Annotated in this window: 25 protein-coding genes and 1 pseudogene; 9 read left to right on the forward strand and 17 right to left on the reverse strand. The window is 40.0% G+C overall.

Annotated features, from left to right (window positions below):
- Positions 1-256: 256 nt before the first annotated feature.
- The 3 genes and pseudogenes from HYI04_RS14330 to HYI04_RS14340 form a co-directional block, all read right to left on the reverse strand.
- Entirely contained in the window at positions 257-1,426 is a 1,170-nt protein-coding gene (locus HYI04_RS14330) for an acyl-CoA desaturase (protein ID WP_178896317.1), read from the reverse strand.
- Between the two features lie 12 nt (positions 1,427-1,438).
- Positions 1,439-2,467 carry a flavin reductase family protein gene (locus tag HYI04_RS14335; protein ID WP_178896318.1) on the reverse strand — a complete coding sequence of 343 codons (1,029 nt, stop codon included), beginning with the start codon at positions 2,465-2,467 and terminating at the stop codon, positions 1,439-1,441.
- Between the two features lie 226 nt (positions 2,468-2,693).
- Positions 2,694-3,808, reverse strand: a pseudogene (locus tag HYI04_RS14340) (S-(hydroxymethyl)glutathione dehydrogenase/class III alcohol dehydrogenase).
- A 118-nt stretch (positions 3,809-3,926) separates the two neighbouring features.
- Here HYI04_RS14340 and HYI04_RS14345 point away from each other — a divergent pair.
- Complete coding sequence (locus HYI04_RS14345) at positions 3,927-5,480, forward strand: phospholipase D family protein (RefSeq protein ID WP_178896319.1); 1,554 nt, start codon at positions 3,927-3,929, stop codon at positions 5,478-5,480.
- Between the two features lie 258 nt (positions 5,481-5,738).
- Complete coding sequence (locus tag HYI04_RS14350) at positions 5,739-6,176, forward strand: hypothetical protein (protein ID WP_178896320.1); 438 nt, start codon at positions 5,739-5,741, stop codon at positions 6,174-6,176.
- A 61-nt stretch (positions 6,177-6,237) separates the two neighbouring features.
- On the opposite strand, the gene HYI04_RS14355 is transcribed toward HYI04_RS14350, so the two are convergent.
- From HYI04_RS14355 to HYI04_RS14385, 7 genes are all read right to left on the reverse strand, one after another.
- The gene (locus tag HYI04_RS14355; protein ID WP_010326635.1) at positions 6,238-6,831 is read right to left on the reverse strand and encodes a uracil-DNA glycosylase family protein; all 594 of its coding nucleotides are present in this window, start codon (positions 6,829-6,831) and stop codon (positions 6,238-6,240) included.
- A gap of 30 nt (positions 6,832-6,861) precedes the next feature.
- Positions 6,862-7,572, reverse strand: a complete 711-nt coding sequence (locus HYI04_RS14360; RefSeq protein ID WP_178896321.1) for an SGNH/GDSL hydrolase family protein — start codon at positions 7,570-7,572, stop codon at positions 6,862-6,864.
- Positions 7,573-7,750: 178 nt separating this feature from the next.
- Entirely contained in the window at positions 7,751-8,074 is a 324-nt protein-coding gene (locus tag HYI04_RS14365; RefSeq protein WP_010326633.1) for a pyrimidine/purine nucleoside phosphorylase, read from the reverse strand.
- A gap of 151 nt (positions 8,075-8,225) precedes the next feature.
- On the reverse strand, positions 8,226-8,969 hold the full coding sequence (locus HYI04_RS14370; RefSeq protein WP_005399526.1) for an SDR family oxidoreductase: 744 nt from the start codon (positions 8,967-8,969) through the stop codon (positions 8,226-8,228).
- A gap of 15 nt (positions 8,970-8,984) precedes the next feature.
- Positions 8,985-9,683: a histidine phosphatase family protein gene (locus HYI04_RS14375; RefSeq protein WP_010326632.1), complete on the reverse strand. Its 699-nt coding sequence runs from the start codon at positions 9,681-9,683 to the stop codon at positions 8,985-8,987.
- On the reverse strand, positions 9,680-10,801 hold the full coding sequence (locus tag HYI04_RS14380; RefSeq protein ID WP_010326631.1) for a phosphotransferase family protein: 1,122 nt from the start codon (positions 10,799-10,801) through the stop codon (positions 9,680-9,682). Before HYI04_RS14380 ends, HYI04_RS14375 begins: the two co-directional genes overlap by 4 nt.
- Before the next feature lie 96 nt (positions 10,802-10,897).
- The gene (locus tag HYI04_RS14385; RefSeq protein ID WP_010326630.1) at positions 10,898-12,139 is read right to left on the reverse strand and encodes an acyl-CoA dehydrogenase family protein; all 1,242 of its coding nucleotides are present in this window, start codon (positions 12,137-12,139) and stop codon (positions 10,898-10,900) included.
- Positions 12,140-12,233: 94 nt separating this feature from the next.
- On the opposite strand from HYI04_RS14385, the gene HYI04_RS14390 reads away from it, so the two are divergent.
- Entirely contained in the window at positions 12,234-13,151 is a 918-nt protein-coding gene (locus tag HYI04_RS14390) for a LysR family transcriptional regulator (protein ID WP_010326629.1), read from the forward strand.
- 236 nt (positions 13,152-13,387) lie between these two features.
- Positions 13,388-13,942, forward strand: a complete 555-nt coding sequence (locus tag HYI04_RS14395) for a thermonuclease family protein (protein WP_004979847.1) — start codon at positions 13,388-13,390, stop codon at positions 13,940-13,942.
- A gap of 64 nt (positions 13,943-14,006) precedes the next feature.
- On the opposite strand, the gene HYI04_RS14400 is transcribed toward HYI04_RS14395, so the two are convergent.
- The 4 genes from HYI04_RS14400 to HYI04_RS14415 all read right to left on the reverse strand — a co-directional run bounded on the left by HYI04_RS14400 (position 14,007) and on the right by HYI04_RS14415 (position 17,909).
- The gene (locus HYI04_RS14400; RefSeq protein ID WP_010326628.1) at positions 14,007-14,609 is read right to left on the reverse strand and encodes a nitroreductase family protein; all 603 of its coding nucleotides are present in this window, start codon (positions 14,607-14,609) and stop codon (positions 14,007-14,009) included.
- Between the two features lie 187 nt (positions 14,610-14,796).
- Positions 14,797-15,288, reverse strand: a complete 492-nt coding sequence (locus HYI04_RS14405; protein WP_010326627.1) for a hypothetical protein — start codon at positions 15,286-15,288, stop codon at positions 14,797-14,799.
- A 107-nt stretch (positions 15,289-15,395) separates the two neighbouring features.
- A complete protein-coding gene (gene fumC, locus HYI04_RS14410; RefSeq protein ID WP_010326626.1) occupies positions 15,396-16,790 on the reverse strand; it encodes a class II fumarate hydratase in 1,395 nt (464 codons plus the stop codon).
- Between the two features lie 111 nt (positions 16,791-16,901).
- Positions 16,902-17,909 (reverse strand): NAD-dependent epimerase/dehydratase family protein, encoded by a 1,008-nt coding sequence (locus HYI04_RS14415; RefSeq protein ID WP_010326625.1) that lies wholly within the window; start codon positions 17,907-17,909, stop codon positions 16,902-16,904.
- A gap of 71 nt (positions 17,910-17,980) precedes the next feature.
- Here HYI04_RS14415 and tusD point away from each other — a divergent pair, with 71 nt between their 5' ends.
- From tusD to HYI04_RS14435, 4 genes are read left to right on the forward strand one after another with little or no spacing between them, the layout of a single operon-like run.
- Positions 17,981-18,349 carry a sulfurtransferase complex subunit TusD gene (gene tusD / locus HYI04_RS14420; protein ID WP_010326624.1) on the forward strand — a complete coding sequence of 123 codons (369 nt, stop codon included), beginning with the start codon at positions 17,981-17,983 and terminating at the stop codon, positions 18,347-18,349.
- A gap of 44 nt (positions 18,350-18,393) precedes the next feature.
- Entirely contained in the window at positions 18,394-18,744 is a 351-nt protein-coding gene (locus tag HYI04_RS14425; protein WP_010326623.1) for a hypothetical protein, read from the forward strand.
- Between the two features lie 10 nt (positions 18,745-18,754).
- On the forward strand, positions 18,755-19,036 hold the full coding sequence (locus HYI04_RS14430) for a DsrH/TusB family sulfur metabolism protein (RefSeq protein WP_010326622.1): 282 nt from the start codon (positions 18,755-18,757) through the stop codon (positions 19,034-19,036).
- Between the two features lie 14 nt (positions 19,037-19,050).
- A complete protein-coding gene (locus tag HYI04_RS14435; protein ID WP_004979945.1) occupies positions 19,051-19,362 on the forward strand; it encodes a TusE/DsrC/DsvC family sulfur relay protein in 312 nt (103 codons plus the stop codon).
- Between the two features lie 2 nt (positions 19,363-19,364).
- On the opposite strand, the gene HYI04_RS14440 is transcribed toward HYI04_RS14435, so the two are convergent.
- The 3 genes from HYI04_RS14440 to HYI04_RS14450 form a co-directional block, all read right to left on the reverse strand.
- Positions 19,365-19,853: a helix-turn-helix domain-containing protein gene (locus tag HYI04_RS14440; RefSeq protein WP_010326621.1), complete on the reverse strand. Its 489-nt coding sequence runs from the start codon at positions 19,851-19,853 to the stop codon at positions 19,365-19,367.
- Positions 19,854-19,986: 133 nt separating this feature from the next.
- Positions 19,987-22,128: a bifunctional mannitol-1-phosphate dehydrogenase/phosphatase gene (gene mtlD / locus HYI04_RS14445; protein ID WP_010326620.1), complete on the reverse strand. Its 2,142-nt coding sequence runs from the start codon at positions 22,126-22,128 to the stop codon at positions 19,987-19,989.
- 205 nt (positions 22,129-22,333) lie between these two features.
- Complete coding sequence (locus HYI04_RS14450) at positions 22,334-23,233, reverse strand: LysR substrate-binding domain-containing protein (RefSeq protein WP_005399541.1); 900 nt, start codon at positions 23,231-23,233, stop codon at positions 22,334-22,336.
- Between the two features lie 100 nt (positions 23,234-23,333).
- Between HYI04_RS14450 and HYI04_RS14455 the strand changes: the two genes are divergently transcribed.
- Entirely contained in the window at positions 23,334-23,750 is a 417-nt protein-coding gene (locus tag HYI04_RS14455) for a CidA/LrgA family protein (protein WP_010326619.1), read from the forward strand.
- Positions 23,751-23,756: the final 6 nt, after the last annotated feature.

The following is a 23,756-nucleotide window of genomic DNA, read 5'->3' on the forward strand; positions in this document are numbered from 1 at the left end:
AACTTTTGCCAGTGTTGATCTGTCAGCATGGTACGAGGCATAGCGAATAGTAAAATTGGGTTTGGCGATTTGATTTTACTACTTCGCTATTTTTTTAAGCTAAAAGTGTCAACACACCCTAATGATTAAATTTAATCCGACTTACACAAAGACATCATATAGAGGGGTTTTACGCCCTACTTTTGTGCAAATAAAGCAGAAACCTAATGGGTCAATATTATCCAATAAAGTTTCTGCTCTAGTACATGCTTGTGAGCTATGATTTAAAGATTCTTTTCTTCAATAAACTCAGATTGTGTTTCAGAAAAGACTGTGTAGGGTCACTTTTTTCATAACATTCATTTGGCAGTGAGTATTTAGCCAATTTCACCCAAACAGATGAAAACTGTTTGATAAAGCTCGCTTCATTGTAATGAATCCCATACTCTGCACACAGTGCTTTAATTTTGGGTGCGACTTGTGCGTAGCGATTGGCAGGCATGTCTGGGAAAAGATGATGTTCGATTTGATGACTCAAGTTCCCGCTTAATATATGCAAGCCCTGTGTCCCACTAAAATTACTTGAGCCTCGAATTTGACGCAGATACCACTCGGCCCGTGTTTCATTGTCGATATTGTCCATTTCAAAGTTTTCAGCATCTTCAGTAAAGTGACCATTAAAAATCACCGCGGATGCCCATAAACTACGAATAACATTGGCTACTGCATTTCCTGCAAAAACTGGCAGTGCATTTGGCCCAGCAATCATGGGGAAAAAGACATAGTCCTTAATCACTTGGCGTTTCATTTTCTGCCTAAAATCATATGACTCTACCCAAACTTCACGCCAAGTTTTTGTTTTATAGGCCACCACATCTTCTATATGCAGATTTTGTATACCAACATACCACTCAAAAAACACCATCAACTGTGCAGCTAAAGGCAGATTCAGCAAAAAACGAGGTTCCCAGACCTGTGCATCGCTCACACGGACTAAGCCATAGCCGACATCATGATCCATACCAACAATATTGGTGTAGGTATGGTGGATATAATTATGCGTATGTTTCCAGTCGGGGCCTGTGGCCATAGTATCCCAATCATAATTTGCCCCATTGAGACTCGGATCATTTAACCAGTCAAACTGACCATGCATGACATTATGCCCAAGCTCCATATTTTCTACGATTTTAGATACCCCTAATAAACCTGTGCCCAAAAGCCATACTGGAGGCAGCCATCCCGCAAACATCAGCATTGCACGTGCGCTTATTTCGCTATAACGCACAAAATTTCGGATTTTGTAAATATACTCAGCATCTTTTTCATTGAGATTTTCCATCACTTCACGACGGATCGCTTCAACTTTCGCACCAAACTCTTCAATTTGTGCAGGACTTAAATATTTGGATTTACTGCTTTCACTAAAATAAACGGGAAGATTCATATCTATACCTTCTTAAAGGTTGATTACAACAGGACTAACCGCCTGTGAAATGCATAATTTAATTTGTGTGTTATTGTTTTGATCAAGCTCGCCTGTGAGCAGATTCCGCACCACACCCTTAACTTTAGTACATGAACAAGTATTACAAATGCCCATACGGCAGCCATGCGCGGGACGTAAACCAGCCTGTTCTGCACTGTCTAATAAATTGCTTTGAGCTTGAAACTGTTGCTGCGAACGTTGAAACGTGACCACTTGAGCGCTCTGAGTATGATCGACAACAATTTGAAAGTATTCGGTATGCAGATGGTCAACTAAGTCTAAAGCCTGATAAATTTCTGTCAGGCTTTGCATCATATTGGCAGCACCACAGGCATAGCATTCACGTTGTTCAAAACCTTCCACCTTTTGGCTAAGCAAGTCTAGGCTCAGATGTTGTTTATCCAGCAAGGTATTTACATGATGGAATTTAAACTGCGGATAATGTTCAGTAAGTTGTTGCAGTTCTGCATGAAAGGCATCATCCCGCGTAAAGTAAATGAGATCGATATTGGAAACTGTTTGTGGGCGTTTCAATGCTGCTTTAATCAATGCATAAATTGCGGTAATACCACTTCCCGAGGCAATCATCAGTGCAGAGTGAGGCTGACTTTTTAAAACAAATTCGCCCTGCGTTTGGGAAATTTCAACTACACTTTTTACAGACTGTTGAGTAAGTGCATTTGAGATTTTACCCTGTTGTTTGACAGCAATCACAAGATTGCCATTTTCTAAAATCTCGACAATCGAGTAGCTGCGCTGCCAACGTACACCAGCAATGAGTACTGTCACTAAGATACTTTGCCCAGCTTGATAGTCGGTTGCTTTAAAATGATGATTTGGCTGTAACTGCATGTACACGAAGTCATCTGACAAGTGATGTTTTGCAACAATCCGCGCTTTGGCTTTTTTCCATGCCCATAGCGGATTGACTTTTTCAGCCAGAAAATCGATGAAATCTTCGCGTACCCATTCAGGACGGTATTCAACATGCTTTCCCATAGTCACCCTCTGCTTTAGTTTATTTTTATACAAGTGTGCATTATTGAGACATCAAGATAAGGTGAGAACCTATTTTCGACTATGTCATAAAAGGACAAAATCTAACGAATTGACATTTTTTATCATTTTTGTCTAACAACATGAACAGTTTTGCCAATTCACTTTTCTTCTGATCAAAAACAAAAAACCAAGCCGCAGCTTGGTTTTTTAAACATATTACAGCGAATTAGTCTTCAAAATGAATCACAGTACGGATTGATTTTCCATCATGCATTAAGTCAAAGGCTTCATTGATTTTGTCGAGACCCATGGTATGCGTAACAAATGGAGCTAAACGAATGTCGCCAGTCATTGCTTCTTCAACCATACCTGGCAGTTGTGAACGACCTTTTACACCACCAAAAGCTGTCCCTTTCCAGGTACGGCCAGTGACCAGTTGGAATGGACGTGTTGAAATCTCTTGGCCTGCACCTGCCACACCAATAATCACCGACTGTCCCCAACCACGGTGTGCACATTCAAGTGCTGAGCGCATGACATTAGTCTTGCCAATACATTCAAATGAGTGATCAACCCCCAACCCGTCATTTCAACAATGACTTCTTGTACAGGTCGCTCATGATCTTTTGGGTTTACAAAATCAGTTGCTCCGAATTCTGCTGCTAATTTATATTTGTCAGGGTTCGTATCAACCGCAATAATACGGCTGGCTTTGGCTTTTTTTGCACCTTGTACAACTGCTAGACCAATACCACCTAAACCAAAGACTGCAACGGTATCACCCTCTTGTACTTTGGCTGTATTTTTGACTGCACCTAAACCAGTGGTCACACCGCAACCCAATAGACAGACATGTTCAGGGTTAGCATCTGGATTGATTTTAGCCAAAGATACTTCTGCGACAACGGTATATTCAGAAAAGGTTGAACAACCCATGTAGTGATAAATCGGTTGTCCATTATAAGAAAAACGCGTTGTACCATCGGGCATCAGACCTTTGCCCTGCGTAGCTCGAACTGCAACACATAGATTGGTCTTGCCTGACTGACAGAATAAACACTCGCCACACTCAGCTGTATACAGTGGAATAACATGATCACCCGGCTGAACGCTGGTTACACCTTCACCGACCTGAACTACGATACCCGCACCTTCATGGCCTAAAACTGCTGGAAAAACACCTTCAGGATCATCACCAGATAAAGTAAATGCGTCGGTATGGCATACACCTGTATGAGTAATCTTGACTAAAACTTCACCTTTTTGCGGTGGAGCAACATCAATTTCTACAATTTCCAGAGGTTGTCCAGGTCCAAAGGCAACAGCTGCACGTGATTTCATTTTCGCTATCCTTAACAGGTCTTTAACAGATGCGCTACAGCAACCGCTTTTTATTCTCTGTTTCAACCTATAACATGTGAAATGTATAACGTATAAAAATTAGGTCTTTAAAATAAATATGCCGATACGAACTCATTGTCGACCGCTGATTTTGTTGAGCACCGTTTTAACATTGGCGGGATGTCAACTCGCCCCCAATCAAGCTAAGCCTTCAGACCCTGTAGAGATATATGCACAGCATTGGCTTAATGGTCAAGATGCGTCTGTACAGCAAAAACAGGGACTTACGGCCTATTTAGCTCTAGACGAAGCATTTATGAGTATTGCCTCACGCTTACATTTGATACGAGAGGCGAAGCACAGTCTAGATGTCCAATACTATATTTGGGGAGATGACTTTATAGGCCATATGATGTTGCATGAACTGTTAAATGCTGCAGATCGTGGTGTGAAAGTACGCTTATTGATTGATGACCAAAATGGCACTGCACTTGATGAAACTCTCAAAAAACTGAGTGCTCACCCCAATTTTGAAATCAAATTATTCAATCCTTACAAATACCGTCATTTACGTGTGATTGATTATGCTTTTCGCTTCAATCACATTAACCATCGTATGCATAACAAACTGATCATTGCTGATGGTGCAATTGCGGTAACTGGTGGTCGTAATATCAGCAGTGAATACTTTGATGCCAGTGAAAAATTCCAATTTACCGATTTGGACATTTTGTTTTATGGGCAAGCTGTAGAACATGCCAATAGCGTATTTCTAAATTTCTGGAATGATGATCTCAGTTATACAATTCCCCAATTAGTGGGTCGTGGAACAAAAGAAGAACTGGCTCAATTAAAACAGCACTATGAAGCGGATGCCTTAGATAAAAATGTGATTGAACAGAAAATTGATTTGGCTCGTATACAAGTCGATTCAGAGCTAACCAAACATCCTGTTAACTGGGCAAAAGCTCATTTTATTGCCGATTCTCCCAATAAAATTCGTGGTGAAGCAGAGCCTGATGAAATCATTGTCAAACAAATGTTCGATTTGATGGGTAAGCCTGAAAAGCATATGGAGTTGGTCTCCGCATATTTTGTTCCAACCACAGCAGGTGCCGACTATCTCTCCAATTTGGCAAAAAATGGAACTCGAGTTCGGGTCTTAACCAATTCGTTATTGGCTAATGATGTTGCCATTGTGCATGCATTTTATAAAAAATATCGCCGTGGCTTGCTCGAAAATGGCGTCAAATTATATGAATTTAAACCCTATATCGAACGAGAAAAATACACATGGTATGAAGTGGCAACTGGTCATGTGATTCCAGCTAAAGGTCGAAGTTCCTCACGGCTCCATGCCAAATTTTTTGATATAGACGGAAAAGTCTTTGTTGGTTCGTTTAACTTTGACCCACGCTCAGCCCATTTAAATACAGAAGTGGGCTTAGTGGTAGAGTCAGATCAATTGCAAAATGCAATCTCACATAAGTTAGATGAATTTCTCCCGCATATTGCATATGAGTTAAAACTCAACCCTCAAGGCGATATCATTTGGCTTGAACATCAAAAAGATGGAACTGTCATTGAATATCAAACAGAACCTGAAACCACAAAATTTCAGCGTTTTATGATGAAAGCTGTATCATACCTACCCATTGAATGGATGATGTAATTACAAGTGAATGACGTTATCCATATTCTCTAATATACGATAGCTTTCTGTTTAGGTTGAGTTGTTTTGTTTTTAAGCTCAGCTTAAAAATGCTTTAGCTATTACTACTCTTAATAAACGCCATTGAATATAAGACCCAAACAAAATAATTGGATCTCATACCTAAATTCACTCAAAGGCTTGAAAAGTTTTACTCAGTACACACTTTGATTTAACATGCAGCCCTCCTTTTTTATCACTCCTTTATAAAGTTTAGTAATGCAATTTTTTGATTTAAGTCGTCAGTTTAATCTCAGCAATATTTTAACCCCCTACAAAACACTAGAAGATCTTACCCGACAAGAATGGTTTCTAAGTAAAGTGCGTGTTGAACATGACTGCTTGGTTGACAATGACATGGTTGAAGGACAAGTTGTTTTAAAATCCAATCAAAATATCCAAATTGAACTGGAGTGGCAAATCCAAGATACAGGCCATGAACTTTTGGTTCAGTTTAAAGGGATCGAAACAGCTGCAAGTGAAGAGACTTTTGTTTTGGTGAAAGGTGCTCAATTGATCGATGAATCGCAACAACCACTTTCGGCAGGTGCACTCAGCCTTTGGATTGATGGAACCTTATTTCCTATGCTGCCGCAACTACGTAAACAGATTAAAGCGCGGCTTAATCTCTGGGACTATGTTGAATACGAAGACTAAAGCAGACCACTATCTACGAATGGTTGGAAGATTCAGTCATGTGGATAATCCCAAAAGTTACCTAAAGTAAGCCTATTTCAGAAAATAAGTTTTGATAAGCCTCAGCTTTTTTCTCTAAAGCCAAAGGATAGGCACGAGAAGAAGATGGCATCCGATAAAGCCTCAGGTCTCGTCCAGCAAAATGTGTCTCGGACTTCATGCCAATTTGTGGTTTTAACGTACCTGTAGGCATAGACAGCATGAGCGTATCAGTAGCTTTATCGCCAGTGGTCATCACACTATGACAATCGGGCATTTGTTCAAGTAAATGTTGTATATTGGTTGGGGTAATAATGTGCAAAAACTTATCTGAAGCATTGCCTTTTTGGCGAATCACTTCATAGGCCGTATCAAAAATCGCAATGCCCCGTTCATTTAAAAATGTACGGATCTGTTGTTCTTTAAATGTCTTCTGCTCGATATTGAGAAAATAATTTTTATCTTGGAAAAAACACAGACCAAATATTTTCCACATATCATTTTGAAAGTTTGGATAGTAAAAGTCCATTTTCCAACGGGCCTTAGGCGGTGGAAAGCTGCCCAGCATCAATAATTTGGCATTAGCTGGCAGGAAAGGTTTAAGTGGATGTTTTTCAATTTCAACTGAATGTGTCATAAGCTATAGAAAATTTGTCTTTATTCAATTTTAAAAAGATTGGCGTATTTTTTTAGCCACTTGTTTACCCCAAAATTGATAAATTTCTTTGCTAGGGTGGAAACCGTCTTCGGCCATAACTAAGTTTAAAGCCAAAAACTTCTTTAGATCGTACTCTACCCACTCCATCTGATTTTGCTGTGCGACAAATTGGCCTAATTCTAAGTTCATCGCTTTGGCATATTGACCGAACAACCATGCAAGTGGGTTTGGAAGTGCAGGAAACTGATCCATCGGTGGTACACCTGATGCAATTGTTAGTTGTGGACTAAACTTATGTTTGAGTATGTCATAAAGCTGCTTCTGTTTTGCGATCCAAGCCTGCGGCGAAGTGAATTTTGTAATGTCATTTACGCCCACAGAAGTAATGATGACATCAAAATGCTGTGTCTCAAGCATTTGGATGGACCGAATGACTTGATCTGTAGTGAAGCCTGTCGTTGCTTGTAAATAAAATTGAATACTAAATTCTGATGACAGTTCTTTTAAAATTGAACCCAATAACGCATCATCTTGAACATTTACACCAACACCCGCCGCCGCTGAATCCCCCAAAATGAGCAAAGCAAGCGACTTACCCACGCCCTTTTGTCCAATGCGCTCTCCTTCGGGTTCAGCCAATCTTGGTGTATTTTTTTTGACGGCATAACCTTGAAATAGAATGACTGGAATCAAAGCCAGGGTATAAATTTTTAATCGCATATTCAGTGACTGGGTCTAAGCTAACTGAGAGATGAAAATAGTATACGTTGAATTGCACCGATACACAGACTTAAATATTTTTCAGAAATATTGCTGCAAAGTAAATAACATAACACCTATTAAATCAATAATTTATAAGACTTAATATTATTCTAACAATTTGAGTCTTTGTCTTCGGCTATTTTTCTAAGTGACAAATATAATCTACAACTTCACTTGCCATCATACTAAAGCGGCTGTTGGCAGGAACATCAAAACTTTCACCTGCATAATACAGAGTCATTTCAGTCTGTAGCCCAATTTTAACTTGGCATTGACCTGAAACAATTTCAATATGCTCCGCAACATGCGTTTCAAACGTCAGCGGTTGATCTGTAGGCAAAATAACCCCAAGGGTCTTTTGTGAACCATCTTCACATTGAATGACATGACTGATTGAGCGCCCACCAAAATGAACATTGGGCTTTTTTCTGACTGAAACAAAGTCGAATTGTGTGGACATCTTGATCACCTTTTTCTTCAATGCTACCTCGATTTTATGACCAACTCATGAATACACTCAAATGATCATCTGGAAATAGCAACATATGTTTAGAAGGCTGTGGCATAGTTAAAAATAAAAAGGCTGATTTACAGCCTTTTTATTTCAATCATTAACCCAGTTTATTGACCAATTTCAGTGGTAAAATTTTCATTGCTAAACCCAGTGGTAACCACGGCCATTTAGGAACATAGGCTTTTACAGGGGCTTTTTCAATTTCTGCGGCCAACAGTCGTGAACCTGTTTTTTCATCCACTTCAAAAGGTAGCGGTTTGGCACCCTCATTAATTTCTGTACGAATATAGCCAGGAAAAATAGTCGTGACTTTAATTGGGGTATTGAGCAGTTCTGCACGAATACCTTCAGCCAAATGTGCAACACCCGCTTTACTTGCACCATACGCTGTCAAATGTTTCGGCATACCGCGGACTGCACTCATAGACGAGATAACAACCAAATGCCCTGCATTTTGCTCACGGAAAATTTCAACTGCAGCTTCGCACTGCGCTAGAGCTGAAATAAAGTTGGTTTCAACCGTGGCTTTATTAATCGCAAAACTGCCTTTACCAATTCGACGTCCATCTCCAATTCCAGCATTTACAATCACACGGTCTAAATGACCAAACTCTTGTTTAAATGCACGAAAAACTTCAAATACTTGATCATAATTGGTCACATCTAAAACTTTAGGGATAACTTTTATTCCATACTTACTTTCCAGTTCCTGTTTTAGGCTTTCAAGGCGATCTAAGCGTCTTGCACAAATTGCCAAGTTATAGCCTTTTTGTGCAAATTCGCGTGCCATACCTGCACCAATGCCAGAACTTGCCCCTGTAATTAAAATTGTTTTAGCCATGTCTTAATCCTGTCCTTAGATCCATGTCAGTAAGTTTGAGTTTTCGGCTTTAATAAAATGATGTTCATTCAGACTTAAAAGCTGCGGTTCATTGCCCACCAGTCGTAATGTGGTCATGCTGCTGTTGGCAATAGCCCAATTAAGCGCAAAGGTTTTATTTGGACTTAAACCCAAAAGTTTGCCTGCAACCACTGAAATTACACCACCTGAAGTAAACACCACAGCATAGCGCGGTTTGCTTTGAGCCAGTTCATCACACAAATCTTGTAAAGCGACTTCAATTCGACTTTTAAACTCAGGCCATGATTCATCGTACTCATGGTGATAGTCGCCACCTGTCCATCGTTCAATTGCCCCTTCAAATATCTTGGCCAAATATGCACGTGGGTTCGACTCTTTAGCCACATCGGCTTTTAGTAAATGTGGCTCGTTAAAACGCGGTTCGTAATGAGCAAAGACTTGCTGATGATTGAACTCATTCCATGCAGAATCTGTTAAGACATCTACTTCAGGAAAGCATTCAGCCAAAGAAATACATGCCGTTTGCTGATGTCGCTGCATGGAGCCTGACACCACCACAGGCGCTTCTTTTAAGATCTGATCAAAATATTGACCCAAAATTTTGGCTTGAAGTTCACCATTGGGAGAAAGTTGATCATAACTTTCTGCACCAAAAGATGCTTGCCCGTGGCGAATGAAATAAATAGTGGTCATTTGCCTAATATTTCCTTCATTTTAATAATGTATTTTTGAGCAACTTCATTGGCTTCAATTTTCTGTAAACCAATCAATTTAAGTGCGCGAATATGGAGAGCGTGAATCAAAATCCAAAAATCTTTGAAAGCTGGGTTATTGGTCTGTTTATGGTGATAGCGATAATAAATTTGTTGGGCAATCACAGCTAAACGGAAAATGCCAAAGACTTCGTAAAAGGTCCAATTCTCGACGTCTAAACCCGTTTTTTCTAAATAATAATCGACCACTTCTTTACGTGTGAACATGCCTTTAAGATTTGTCGGTTGACGACGTGTCGCTTTAAAAAGTGCACTATCCGACTCTTCAACCCAATATGCCAAGGCCGAACCTAAGTCCATGAGTGGATCACCAAGCGTTGCCATTTCCCAATCCAAGACACCAATAATTTGTGTCGGATGATTCGGATCTAAAATAACATTATCAAAACGCCAATCGTTATGAATTACACAAGTTTTTGAGTCTTCTGGAATGTTATCCTTCAGCCACTTACGTACATATTTAAATGAAGGGACGTTAATGGTTTTGGCTTTTTCAAAACGAGCGTCCCAACCTTCCACTTGACGACGGCAGTAACCATCACCTTTACCAAGATTCTCAAGTTCTGTGCCTTGGTATGGCACTTGATGAAGTTCGATCAGTTTATCAATCACATTGATACACAACTCACGAACTTGGGCTTCTTTAAAATCTAGCTCTCTCGGTAAATTGGCACGTGGAATAATGCCTTCTACACGTTTCATCACGTAGAAGTCACAGCCAAGAACAGATTCGTCCTGACACAATGCAACCATTTCGGGAAGTACAGGATAAAAAGGGGTTAAATGCTTTTGCACATGATATTCACGTGCCATGTCATGTGCAGATTTAGCTTTGGTACCTTTGGGTGGGCGGCGTAGAATTAGATCGACATTGTCGTATTTCAATCTATACGTCCAGTTAGATGCACCGCCTGAGTATTGCGTGACTTCAACCTGCCCTTGTAGATCGACACCTTGTGCTTTGAGCCAGTTTTCTACGGCTACAGCATCCAGTTCTTCACCCGCCCGAACTGTTCCACCTACATCAATCGCTGACATTCTTTTTTCCCAAACTCTCAATCTTTTCTTTATAACTTAGAAGATCATCTATTTTTATTTCAAAACAATGAATTAAAGAGATGATCTTCTCCTCTATTATTTTTTACGACGCGTACTATAGCCACGTTTTGCCAGTTCTAATTTAGCAATCATGCCTTTATGGACTTCATCTGGCCCATCAGCCAATCGCAGTGAACGTGCTTGAGCGAAGAAACCTGTCAAAGGTGTATCACGCGACACACCTGCTCCGCCGTGAATTTGAATCGCCATATCGACCACTTTTTCAAGCACACTTGGCGCAACGACTTTAATGGCAGAGATTTCGGTTAACGCTGCCATATTCCCTAAAGTATCCATTTTATACGCAGCATACAAGGTTAATAAACGTGCTTGATCAATTGCAACACGTGCATCAGCCACGCGCTCTAGGTTTCCACCTAATTTTAAAATTTCTTTGCCAAATGCAGTACGACTCATACCACGATCGATCATCAATTCTAAAGACTTTTCCGCAGCACCAATACAGCGCATACAGTGATGAATACGACCTGGCCCTAAACGACCTTGGGCAATTTCAAAACCTTGACCTGCGCCACCAATAAAGTTAGAAATAGGTACACGAACATTACTAAAGCTAATTTCGCCGTGACCATGTGGAGCATCGTAGTCACCAAAGACTGGTAACATTCGTTCTATTTTGACACCAGCCGTTTCAACAGGCACTAAAACCATCGAGTGTTGATGGTGGCGATCTTTCGTTTCATCTGGTGTATGTGCCATAAAAATAATAATTTTGGCATTGGGGTCGCCTAAGCCTGAAGACCACCATTTACGGCCGTTTAACACAATTTCATCGCCTTCGATCACGGCTGTTGCTTGCATATTGGTCGCATCAGATGAAGCAACGGCAGGCTCTGTCATGCAGAAAACAGAGCGAATTTTTCCATCCAAAAGCTGCGTAAGCCACTCTTGCTTTTGAGCTTCAGAGCCATAACGCCACAATACCTCCATGTTGCCACTGTCAGGCGCATTACAGTTAAACACGGTCGGCGCAAGAAGACTTCGACCTGTGAGTTCTGCAATATGAGCGTACTCTTGAACCGATAGACCTTGACCCAATTCAGGACAAGGCAAAAACATATTCCATAAACCCGCAGCTTTTGCTTTGGCTTTGAGCGTTTCAAGTTGTGCGGGCCACTGCCATTTGGTCCAGTCGCCACCTTGGTTCAGTTCATGTACCTCATGCCAAAAGTCTGTTTCGATCGGCTCAATTTCGTTTTGAATAAATTGTTTGGTACGTTCTACATAATCTTGAGCACGTGCTGAAAGTTCAAACATGGCTGCTTCCTTCGATCTATTTTGATATTTTCGCTTTACATCAACATAACCTGAAAACTAATATGAACAAAATGATTTTATTTTATAGATCAGCATGAACAACATTCATAGTAAGTCACCCATTGATATGGGACTTTTTCATCGCATCGATATCAATTTATACCCACTTTTTATTGCGATTTATGAGCAAAAAAGTATTTCAAAAGCAGCTCAAATCTTGTCGATTACGCAGTCTGCTGCCAGTCATGCCTTGCAGCGTCTACGTAGCCATTTAAAGGATGATTTATTTGTTCGCTCTGGCAGCCAAATGCTTCCAACACCTTTTGCAGAACAAAATTATCTGATTATTAAAAATGCTTTAATTGCAATCCAAAGTATTTCCATGCAGCAGCAAAGCTTCGACCCGAACATGGTTCAAAGCCTAAAAATTGCGATTCATGATGAAATAGAACCGATTGTTTTCCCAAAGTTAGTCGCTCACTTTCAAAAACTTGGATTAAGTATTCAGTTTATGAGTAGTAAGCTTGACCGTAAAACAGTAGATGCTGATTTAGTTTCTCAACAAATTGATTTTGTGATTGATTTGGAACAAAACTTTGGCGATAAAATTCAATTTGAGAGCTTGGTCAAAGACCAGTTTGTGGCTTGTACTCAGCTCCAGCAAATCAATGCTGAATTGTATTTGGCTGCACCGCATATTGGTGTGTCATCAAGGCGAACTGGTGTTTTGGTTGAAGATGTTCATTTAAATCGTAAGCAACTGTCTAGGCAGGTTTTTTTGCGTTGTCAGCACTATTCCACTGCGCTACAAATTTTAGAGCAATATCCAAATGCAATTTTAACGATTCCTCAAAATATTTTGAGCCATTTGCATGTTTCCCCTCTACTCAATATTTTTGATGTTCCTGTGAAACTGCCGCAGATGAATATTGGAATTTATTGGCATAAAAATTTAACTGAAAATAAAAGACACCATTTTTTAAGGAACGAAATTTATAAAATTTTTGCTTAGGCTATTTTTTTATCTCATAAATCCGCTTAGGCTATTGCTAGATAAATTATAAATTCACGCAACTCGACTAGTTATTGGCTTTTTTACTTCGTTAAAAATTTGTTCCAGTTTACTTGTTTAATTAAACATCTATTTTCTTATGAAAAATAAACACTTGGTATCACTTAAAGCATTTTAAATAGTGTATCTGCCATACAATGTCTTTTTGATATTTTTATTTTCTATTGCTCTCCTCTATGTTTGATCACCTGTCCAATAGCTGGCTCATCGGTATTGGCTTCGTCCTTTGCCTGATACTGGTATTTACTTTTTATAAAATACAAAATGCTCTCAGCCAATTTCTCCATCCCTTTAAAAAAGGTAAAACCTATTGGTGTCGAATTACGGCTATAAGTGATGGTGATACGCTAACATGTTATCGCTTTAACTTTCGACGCTCTGAAACCAAATTACGCTTTGCCTATATTGATGCGCCTGAGTCCACTCAAAGCTATGGGCCTGAATCCAAACGCTTAATCAAAAAAATGGTTTATCGGAAAGTGGTTCGTGTTCGCATTACAGACATTGACCGTTACGGTCGTTGTGTAGGTGAAATCTACCGTTTTCGGAGAAGTATGAATGAGGAGATGGTTAAACGTGGTGCAGCATGGGTCTATGAGGACTATATTAAGGATAAAAAGCATTTAAAACATATGAATGCTTTACAAAGTCATGCGAAAAAGCACAAGAAAGGTTTGTGGCGCGGCACCCGCCCTATTCGCCCGAGTGACTACCGCAAAATGAAGAAGTAGTCGACCTGTAAAAAACTCAGCCTAAAAAAAGCCGCTCCATCGTGTAGAGCGGCTTTTTGATTAATTATTTGAAGACTTTAAAGCGTACAGCATCATCCACAAAGCCTTTTTCTTTGGCTTCCCCCTCAACCGAGCCGAAGACCAGTTGTGCACGCAGTTTCCAACTTGCAGGCACATTCCACTCAGCATGGACTTCTTCATCTACAATTGGATTGTAATGCTGTAAAGATGCACCTAACCCTAAGGTATGTAATGCAGTCCAAGTTGCAAACTGTGCTATTGCAGTTGAATGCTCTGCCCATACTGGGAAATTTTCAGCATAAGATGGAAATTGCTCTTGTAGACCCTGAATTACATCCAGATCTTCAAAAAATAAAACTGTACCTACACCTGCTGCAAAACTGGCCATTTTTGCCGTTGTTTTAGCCGCACTTTCTTCATCTTTAGCATAAGACTTCAGTTTTTCAGCCACAAAAGTCCAGAACTTTTCATGTTGCGTATTAAATAAAATCACCGCCCGAGATGACTGTGAATTGAACGATGATGGGCTTTGTTTAATGGCAGTTTGAATCAAATCAGTTAAAAATTCAGGGCTGTACTCGACCTTTTTACCAATGGCATAAATGGTACGACGCTTTGTGATTAAGTCGATGAACTGATTTGACATATTATAAAATCCTTACGGCTATAGTGTGAATGATGACGCAATGTATCAAGCAATATTAATTCCAATATTTGACCAAATAATAAAATTTAGTGCTTTAGATGCAGTTTAAATACTTTCTTATGCTCGCAAATACATAGTTTTGCTATCGATATAAAAAATCCTCCATTTGGAGGATTTTTTGAATGACTTAAAATTTAGCTTCTAAGACTTGAGTGGAAATTTTATTTTTCCATAAGTCACGAAGAACAGGTAAATAGAACTTTTCACCCAGTTCAACCAATTCTGCATCGATCAATGCATGAATCTCATGCATAAATAAATAATCAAGTTCAACTGTTTTCAACTGTTGCTGTGCTTTTGCAAAGTCTTTGCGTTTTTGTTGTGCACGTTTCACTAGAGCATCGGCAAAATCTTTATCTTTAAACTGTTTGATCGCGTTTAAGCGTAATTCAATCACGCCCCAACCACTCAACAACAGTTTGAAAAGTTCAAAGTCAGTCGTGGTTGATTCCCATGTCATTTCTTCAAGATTTTCATTTTCAGGTAGAACAGGAAGTAATAACTCCATAACACTTGGGAAAATCTTTTTGAAATTTAAAACAAATTTAACAGGATGTTCACCCGGATAATCGTTAAATTGCACGTTTTTCTGAACATCTGTCAAATAAATATCAAGCATGGTAACTCATCAGCAGTTTATCTTTAGTCGACCATTGTACCGACTTCACCCAAAGATAAAAACTGCTGATGTTCATTTGCTCTTTAGTTGAGCATCTGGACCAAGGGCTATTTTACATTTGGGGAAATCATTTGCTCTGGACGTACCACTTCATCAAACTGCTCAGCCGTGACTAAGTTCAACTCTACGGCCACCTGTTTTAACGTTTTCCCTTCTTTATAGGCTGTTTTGGCAACTTTCGCTGCATTTTCATAGCCAATCACTGGGTTTAAAGCCGTAACTAACATCAATGAGTCATGTAAGAAGTGATCAATTTTTTCACGGTTTGGTTCAATACCCACTGCACAGTGATCATTAAAACTATTACATGCGTCACCCAAAAGCTGAATCGACTGCAACAAATTAAACGCAATCACTGGCATGAATACATTCAACTCAAAATTACCCGATGCGCCCGCAACATTAATCGTGGTGTCATTGCCTAAGACTTGAGCCACCACCATGGTCATCGCTTCACTTTGAGTCGGGTTCACTTTCCCCGGCATAATACTTGAGCCTGGTTCATTTTCAGGAATACGTAACTCGCCAAAACCACAACGTGGGCCACTTGCCAACCAGCGAATGTCATTGGCAATTTTGTTCAAGCTTACCGCAAGCGTTTTTAATGCACCTGAGGCAAACACTGCTGCATCACGCCCAGCCAATGCTTCAAATTTATTTGGTGCAGTCACAAAAGGTAGCCCTGTCAACTGTGCCAGTTGCTCTGCTGATTTTTCTGCATAATCAGGATGAGCATTCAATCCTGTACCTACAGCCGTTCCACCTAAAGGCAGCTCATACAAGCCTAAAAGTACTTGTTGTAAACGCTTTAAGCCGTGATCGAGCTGAGAAACATAACCGCTAAATTCTTGGCCTAAGGTTAAGGGTGTCGCATCTTGTAAATGAGTTCGACCAATCTTAACGATGTCTGAAAATGCTTGAGACTTTGCAGCTAAAGTATCTCGAAGCTGTGTCACCGCAGGAATCAGTAATTCATTGATCTGGATACTTGCTGCAACATGAATCGCCGTTGGGAACGAGTCATTGGTCGACTGAGCACGATTTACATGATCATTCGGGTGTACAGGTTTTTGTGCGCCTAAAGGATTGCCGAGTTTCTGATTGGCGATATTGGCAATCACTTCATTACAGTTCATGTTGCTTTGTGTGCCTGAACCAGTTTGCCATACCACCAAAGGAAACTGACTATCCCACTGCCCTGCAATCACTTCATCCGCAGCACCGACGATGTATTGCGCCAATTCTTGTGGAATTTGGTTGAGCTCAGCATTGGTTAATGCTGCTGCTTTTTTCACTAAGCCCATGGCACGAATCATTGGACGTGGTAGACGTTCACTGCCAATTTTAAAGTTTTGGAAACTACGCTGAGTTTGAGCACCCCAAAGTGCTTCACTCGGTACTTCAACTTCGCCCATCGTGTCATGTTCAATACGTGTTTGCATTTTAACCTCTTCCTTTTTAACTGAATTGCAAAATGATTATTTTGCGCTTGTTTTCCTTATTTTAATGATTAAGCAAAAATATGTAAATGATAATTGTTATCAGTAAATTAATTAACGGCCATCTAAATTTTGTTGGTAGAAACGCCATCCATCTTCAAGGGTCTGTTCTAAACTGCGCTTCGCTTCCCAGTGTAAAATGTTTTTCGCTTTACTACACTCGGCTGCGACCTGATCTAATTCCACGATGTGCGAATCCTTCACATCGACTGTAGCAATATCACTTTGCGTCACGCTTTCAACTTTTTCAATCAACTGCTGTATCGACACACTTTGACCTGCAATATTAAAGGCTTCACAAGCAAACTGTTGGGTGCTTAACCATTGTAACGAAGCCGCAATCGCATCACAGGCATCGAGGATATGTAAAAAACTACGCTCTACGGTATGGTCTGTGGTTTGTGCACTTTTTCTAAGTTCAATATGATCACGCTGTTTTGCAGCGACTTGCATCAACAGTGGAATAATATTTTTCGGTAAAGGCGGGAATAGTTCTCCGAGCATCGCATTTTCAAATGCACCAGCGACATTGCCCATTCTTAAAATTGCAATTTTCCATTCATTATCCGTTTTTGCTGTATCTCGAATAATTTCTTCGACCATTTGCTGCGACTTGATATACGGGTTTGGATAGCCGAAATTCAGCTCCAAATCTTCTTCTAGATGTAGGCTGGATTCACCATAGACCGCAAGACTGGAAAGATGAACCAAAGTTCGGACACCTGTGCGCTGCATGGCACGCAGTAAACTCATGATACAACTGACATTGTCATTATAGTATTCCAAAGGCTTCAATACAGATTCTTCAAGCGATTTAAAACTTGCTGCATGCACCACCGCATCGATGGAATACTGCTCAAAAACTTTGTTTAAAGCAGGCGTATTTCGTATATCAATTTTGACAAAAGGCACGTACATGCCACTAATAAATTCTAATCGTTCAAGAGTTTGCAAGTTCGCATTGGATAAATTGTCTACAATAATGACCTCTTGCCCATGCGCCATAAAGCTCAAAGCAATATGAGAGCCTATAAAGCCTAAACCACCAGTCACTAAAATCATTGTATACTACCTTTTTATTATGAAGTCCGAATGTACCAAGCAAGATTTGGACATTCCTCTAGTGAAGTTTGATGAGTACTTTATTACTAATTACCTCCGCACCGAGTTCAATTCATGCATGGCATGCTCTAGGTTTAGCGCAAGCACTGCATGGGAAAAATGAACCCTTTCGAGTGTTTTTCTACCAAGATGCTGTTCAAGTTGCCAATGCCCTGCAATGGGTACCTGACGACCAACGGAATCTATGTTCTGAGTGGCAAAAACTCGCAATTCGCCTACCCGTTTGTGTAAGTGCAGCTTTGGCCCGAGGAATTACCGATGCCGAAAATGCACAGCGTCATCAGTTAGCACAGCATAATCTTGCTACAGGTTTTGACTTGGTAGGCCTAGGGGAACTGGCCGATGCCGTTCAATCTGCAGAGCGCTTAATTCAATTCTAAGTGCTAAGTTTTCAAGAATTTGTTGCTTTTAAAAGGTATATTGTGTGAAATCTGTACTGGTTATTTTAACCCAAGCCAATTTGAACTCTTTGCAAGTGCATGAAAGCCTGTCTGCAACCATGGTTCTTGCAACTTTTGGCTGTGAAGTCAAAGTCTTATTACAAGATGCTGCACTCAGCTTATTAAACAATGCTCAATCATTTGAACCCTTAAAACATGCTTTTAAACTGGCTTCAAACATGGTTGATAGCTTTGAGTTTTATGACTTAAGCCCAATTTGGATTGAAACCAAGAATCAAGCTTCTGCTTTTGTTCAACAAACCGAGCAAGAAATAGAATGTGTTGAACTCAATGCCAATTTAATACAGCAGTTTGACCATGTATTGTATTGGTAAGGAAACAATTATGAGCAAAACACTTTATCTCGTGCAGTCTCCATTTTCCGCGACGGAACAAGTGCTGAGTAAATTACAAAACCTCTATCAATCAGGGGATGATGTGGTTTTAATGGGTGATGCAGCCCTGTATATACAACATACTTTTATTCAGCAGCTAGCTTGTGTATTTGTGCTTGAACAGGATGCTGAAAATATTGCTGCTATCCATTCGAGTAACCTAGAAACCATCAGCTATGTTCGGTTTGCTGAGCTATGCTTAAGCCATAGTCGTTGTATCAATTTAAAATAATTTTGAGTGTTTAGATGAATTTAGAATTAGACCAAGATGGTCATTTGGTTGATTACACCATTTGGAATCAAGAGGTTGCAAAAGAGCTAGCAAAATCTTTAGAGCTTGAATTGACTGATTGGCACTTTGAAATCCTCATGGCAGTGCGTCAGTTTTACCAACAGTTTGGACACTCACCTGCAACACGTCCGCTGATTAAGTTTTTAATGAAAACAGTCAGTGCAGACATCAATAATGCCATACTGCAAGAAAAGTTTAATACTGGGCTTGTAGCGCGCCATCTGAGTCGTTTGGCAGGCGTGCCAAAACCTGCAAACTGTTTATAAACTTAAGCTTGTTTAACGTCTGATTGAGCAGCTAAAGCATCGACATAAACCTGTGTCGGTATCGCTTTGATGTCTTTGGAATGTATGGCATCACCACATTCGTTACAAACCAAATATGGCTGAATGCTATGCCCGCAGGTTTTATGGATAAATTGCACGGGACGACCTAAGCCCTCGTCCATCCATTGATCGGCCCATGTTGCCATGGACATCAGCACAGGGTATAAAGCCAAACCTTTTTCAGTCAAACAATATTCAAAGCGCTCTTGACGATCTGTATAGGGTCTTTTCTCCAAAATATCATGTTCAACCAAACGCTTTAAACGCTCAGAAAGCACATGACGAGTGACACCCAAATTTTGTTGAAAACTTTCAAAACGGCGTGCACCCAAGAATGCATTTCGTAAAATCAACATCGTCCACCGATCGCCAATCACCGACAGCGTTCGTGCAATTGAACACGGTTGTTCTCCGATCTCATCCCATTTCATTGTAAAAAACCAAGTCTCTCTTAGGTCTAACGTTAAAAGATTTAAGACCATAAGAAAAGCCCTTTTTACCCAGCTTTTCTTATGTTGTTTTCACATTTTAGTCGGCTCAAAGACATCTGAACGTCATGAAGACTTAAGCACAGCTCATTTCAGCCTTTTGAGGTTGGTCATGGATCATAAAGTCTTCCATTCCCAGCTCACCTTTTTGATATTCATTGAGACGTTTTTGAATGACATAATACAGCGCCTTTTTGTGTGCTTTTGACAGGTTCATCTGTTGAAGTTGCTGCTTCAGATGCCCTAACAATACATCCACAGGCTGGCTCTCTTCTTCCATCAAATACAGATAGCCAAAAATCGCACCACTTAATAGCGCTTCAAAAGAAAATCCGTTTGAAACATTGTACGCGACCGATGAAAATACACGTTCAAATGCACTCAACTTACGCAGTGGATCACGCCCAACCCGACTACATGGGTCTTTATAGGCATACTGGCAAGATTGATCAAAACTTCGGGCTAAACGCGTTAAATCATTTTTGCGTTTTGGCAGATAGTGCGCCAGACCTTGCGTCACTTCTGCAAGCAGTTTTTCAACATAATACTGCACTCGCGGATCGCCCATCGCTACACCAATGGTCTGATGCCCGAGTAGGCTGGCATACCACGCAGTCATGGCATGTACGCCATTCCATAAGCGGTTTTTAATAAGTTGAATATCTGAAATTTGATCTACCAAGATCATTTGACGCATTTTACTGAGTAAGGGACTTTTGTTTTCCACATAGATTGGCATATCCATTTCAGCATTGAAAAGAATTAAATCCATATGCTGTAAAATATGACTCGGTTGGAAATTTTGTCTTAAATCTTCTACATATTCACTGGCACGGCGTTCTTGATCTACGCTGAGTTTACTGACATCTTCAACTTCAATTTGATTACTCTCGTCATCAAGTTGATATTGCTTAAAAATATTGTATTTAATGCACAGTTGACGATATAGATTTTTATCGCTCAGCTTAGATACCATACGGTTCACAACCGTATCGCAGAAATAGTGCTGCTCTAAAATAAAATCAGCAACAGCATGGTCTGTTAATTCTACCAAGGCTTTACGTACCTGCTCTAGAACCAACTGCTTGGCACCAATTTTATTTAAGATAATTAACAGCGTCAGTGGAGTTTGAACTTGCTCATCTTGCGCCAGATAGCGTGCATAGAGGCCCTGTGCAATGGTTGCAGCTTCACTGGCTAATGCATTTTCAGCTAAACAAATCGCAATTAAACTCGACTCGACGTACATGGCATGCATCTGCTGTAAGTCTTCAGCATCAATAATATGCATATTTTCAATACGCTCATCATAAGACACTTGCCCATAACGTATGCAATATGCGCCAAAAGCATTTACGGCTGAACGGTATAAACTGTTACGTGTAGACGCATAGATTTTTTTAGGACGCGTATAGCCATCCCAATGCGACAGGATTTGTGCAATATAGCCTCCGCCAATGGCACCAAACCCATGAATCCCCACAGTTAGTTGATTTAAAGTTTGAGGAAAGCTTTCTTGTAAATTAGGCATTTCCAGATGTGAGCTGTAGATATCTAATTCTGTTAGATAGTCATACATATTTTCAAAATAATAATTGGCATGTGCCAACATGCTTGCATTGGGTTCTTTAATATCTTTAAACAGTACACAGATGCCCCCAGCATCATGTGCCGAGCGGATACCATTTTCAGAGTCTTCAAACATGAAACACTGCGCAGGTTCGAGGTTCAGTTTTTGCGCTGCACTTAAAAAAATTTCAGGATGTGGTTTCCCCTTTTCAACCTCATCACCACAGACCAAAACATCAAAAAACTTATAAACATTGGCATTGATTAAATACTCTTCAGCAATCGCTCTTCGGCTAGAAGTCGCCACGGCCATACGTAATCCTGCTTTACGTAAGCGTTCTAGAACTTGTACCAAACCTTTTTTAATCGGCACACCATATTGGCGCACTGTTTCTAATTCTAATTCATCTGCTCGCTTACGAATCTCTGCATAGGGAACTTCCTGTCCATATTGCTTTTGCGCCAAGGCTTCCGCACTTCGAGCGCTTAAGCCTAAACATGCCATAAGGTAGGCATCTGAAAACTCGACCCCAATTAGCTCTTTGGATGCCTGTTTCAAGGTTTGAAACCGTAAACGTTCGGTATCAAACATTGTTCCATCCATGTCAAAAAGCGCACCGTGCACAATATCATTCTTAAATTTAAACATTTAGCCTCCGTTTTTATGTTTGCACTTAGACTATACAAAAATCGGGCACAGAGACTTTGATCTGATTTTATGAAACATTTTTGTTTAATTATTGATCAATAAATTGGCATTTAGGCATTTTTTTGTAAGCATAAGGTAATCTTAGGTAATCAGAACGTAATCAAAGTGATCATTTTTTAATAAAGCGTGTTTGAAGATGAAATATCTAAAAATGAATTTGATCTTTATATTCATCAATGATCGATAACCATGCACGTGTTGCAGGATTCATCACCACGGTTGAATTCCATGCCATATTTAAGTTCCACCGCAAGCTTGGTTGTTCCACTAGACTGACGCTGAATTTTGCGCGATCTAACTGCTCACAATAAATTTGCGGCAATAAAGCAATACCGACACCTGACTCGACCATTTTGGCAATAAAGTCCCACTGGCTACTTTTGCATAACACTTTGGGTTCAAAACCAGCCGCCATCGCCGCATCTAGAATCACATGGTTTAAAGTAAAGGTGTCTGCATACAGTAAAAATGACTCTTCTTTAAGTTCAGCAAACTGTACCACATCGCGCTTTCTCCACTGTGAATCGTAGTTGGAAAGCAAACACAACGGTGAATCGATAATTTGAATGCCTTGAATGCTGGGTTTTAACTCGCCCAATAAAATCCCAACGTCAATTTTTTTGGCCAAAATGGCTTCTTCAATGCCTGTTGCACCGACTTCTAAAAAGTTCAACTCAATGTTGGGATACAATTTGTGAAATTTAACAATTAAGGAACTCAACAATACTGAGCCTAAAGGTGGCAACCCCAATCTCAGCACACCTTGTTTCAACCCACGAATTTGATCTGCTGCTTCAAAGATCTGTTGCTCCTGCTGCAAAATCTGCACGGCATGTAGATAAACTTGTTCTCCCATATAGGTCAGTTTGACTTCTCGCTTGCGCCCTGCTTCACCTTTATGAAATAGAGGCAGTCCTATCTCGTCTTCTAATTGTTTTAAAGATTTACTAATAGTGGGTTGAGTCACAGATAGTTCCTCCGCAGCAAGACTAAAACTGTGACTTTTCACCAGCTGCACAAATATTTTTAGCGCTTTAAAATCCAAAATTATTCCAATTAAGCATAATTATTATTTTATTATTCATAATTACAAGATCAGGTCAAACTTAAAATAACACCAACAACTTATACCCTGTGGTCTTCCAATGCTTTCGTTCAAATTGCCTTATCGTTCTACTCTTCAAGTAGCTTTGCTGATTGGGATTTGGTATATCGGAACGCTGATACAAGTCGCCCTGTCTTTACCGATATCAGGTGGGGTCGTGGGTCTAACGCTTTTACTTATTTCTCTGTTAGCGGGTCTATTTAAGCTGGACTGGGTTAAGTCGGGTTCGGATTTACTTTTAGCTGAACTGTTGTTGTTTTTTATTCCTTGTATTATTGGCTTAATCAAATATAAACATCTTTTTCTTACCCAAGGTTGGCAACTGGTTTTATCTATTGTCCTTGGGACCATTTGCGTGATGACCTGCACTGCCTACTGTGTTTTCTTGGGCTTTAAGCTTGAAGCCAAGTTTCAAAAAAAGTCCAAGCAGTCACATCAGCTGAAAAGTCAAATTTAAGGAACG

Origin of the sequence: Acinetobacter sp. SwsAc2 (genome assembly GCF_013391465.1) — a bacterium.
GTDB classification, from domain to species: Bacteria; Pseudomonadota; Gammaproteobacteria; order Pseudomonadales; family Moraxellaceae; genus Acinetobacter; species Acinetobacter johnsonii.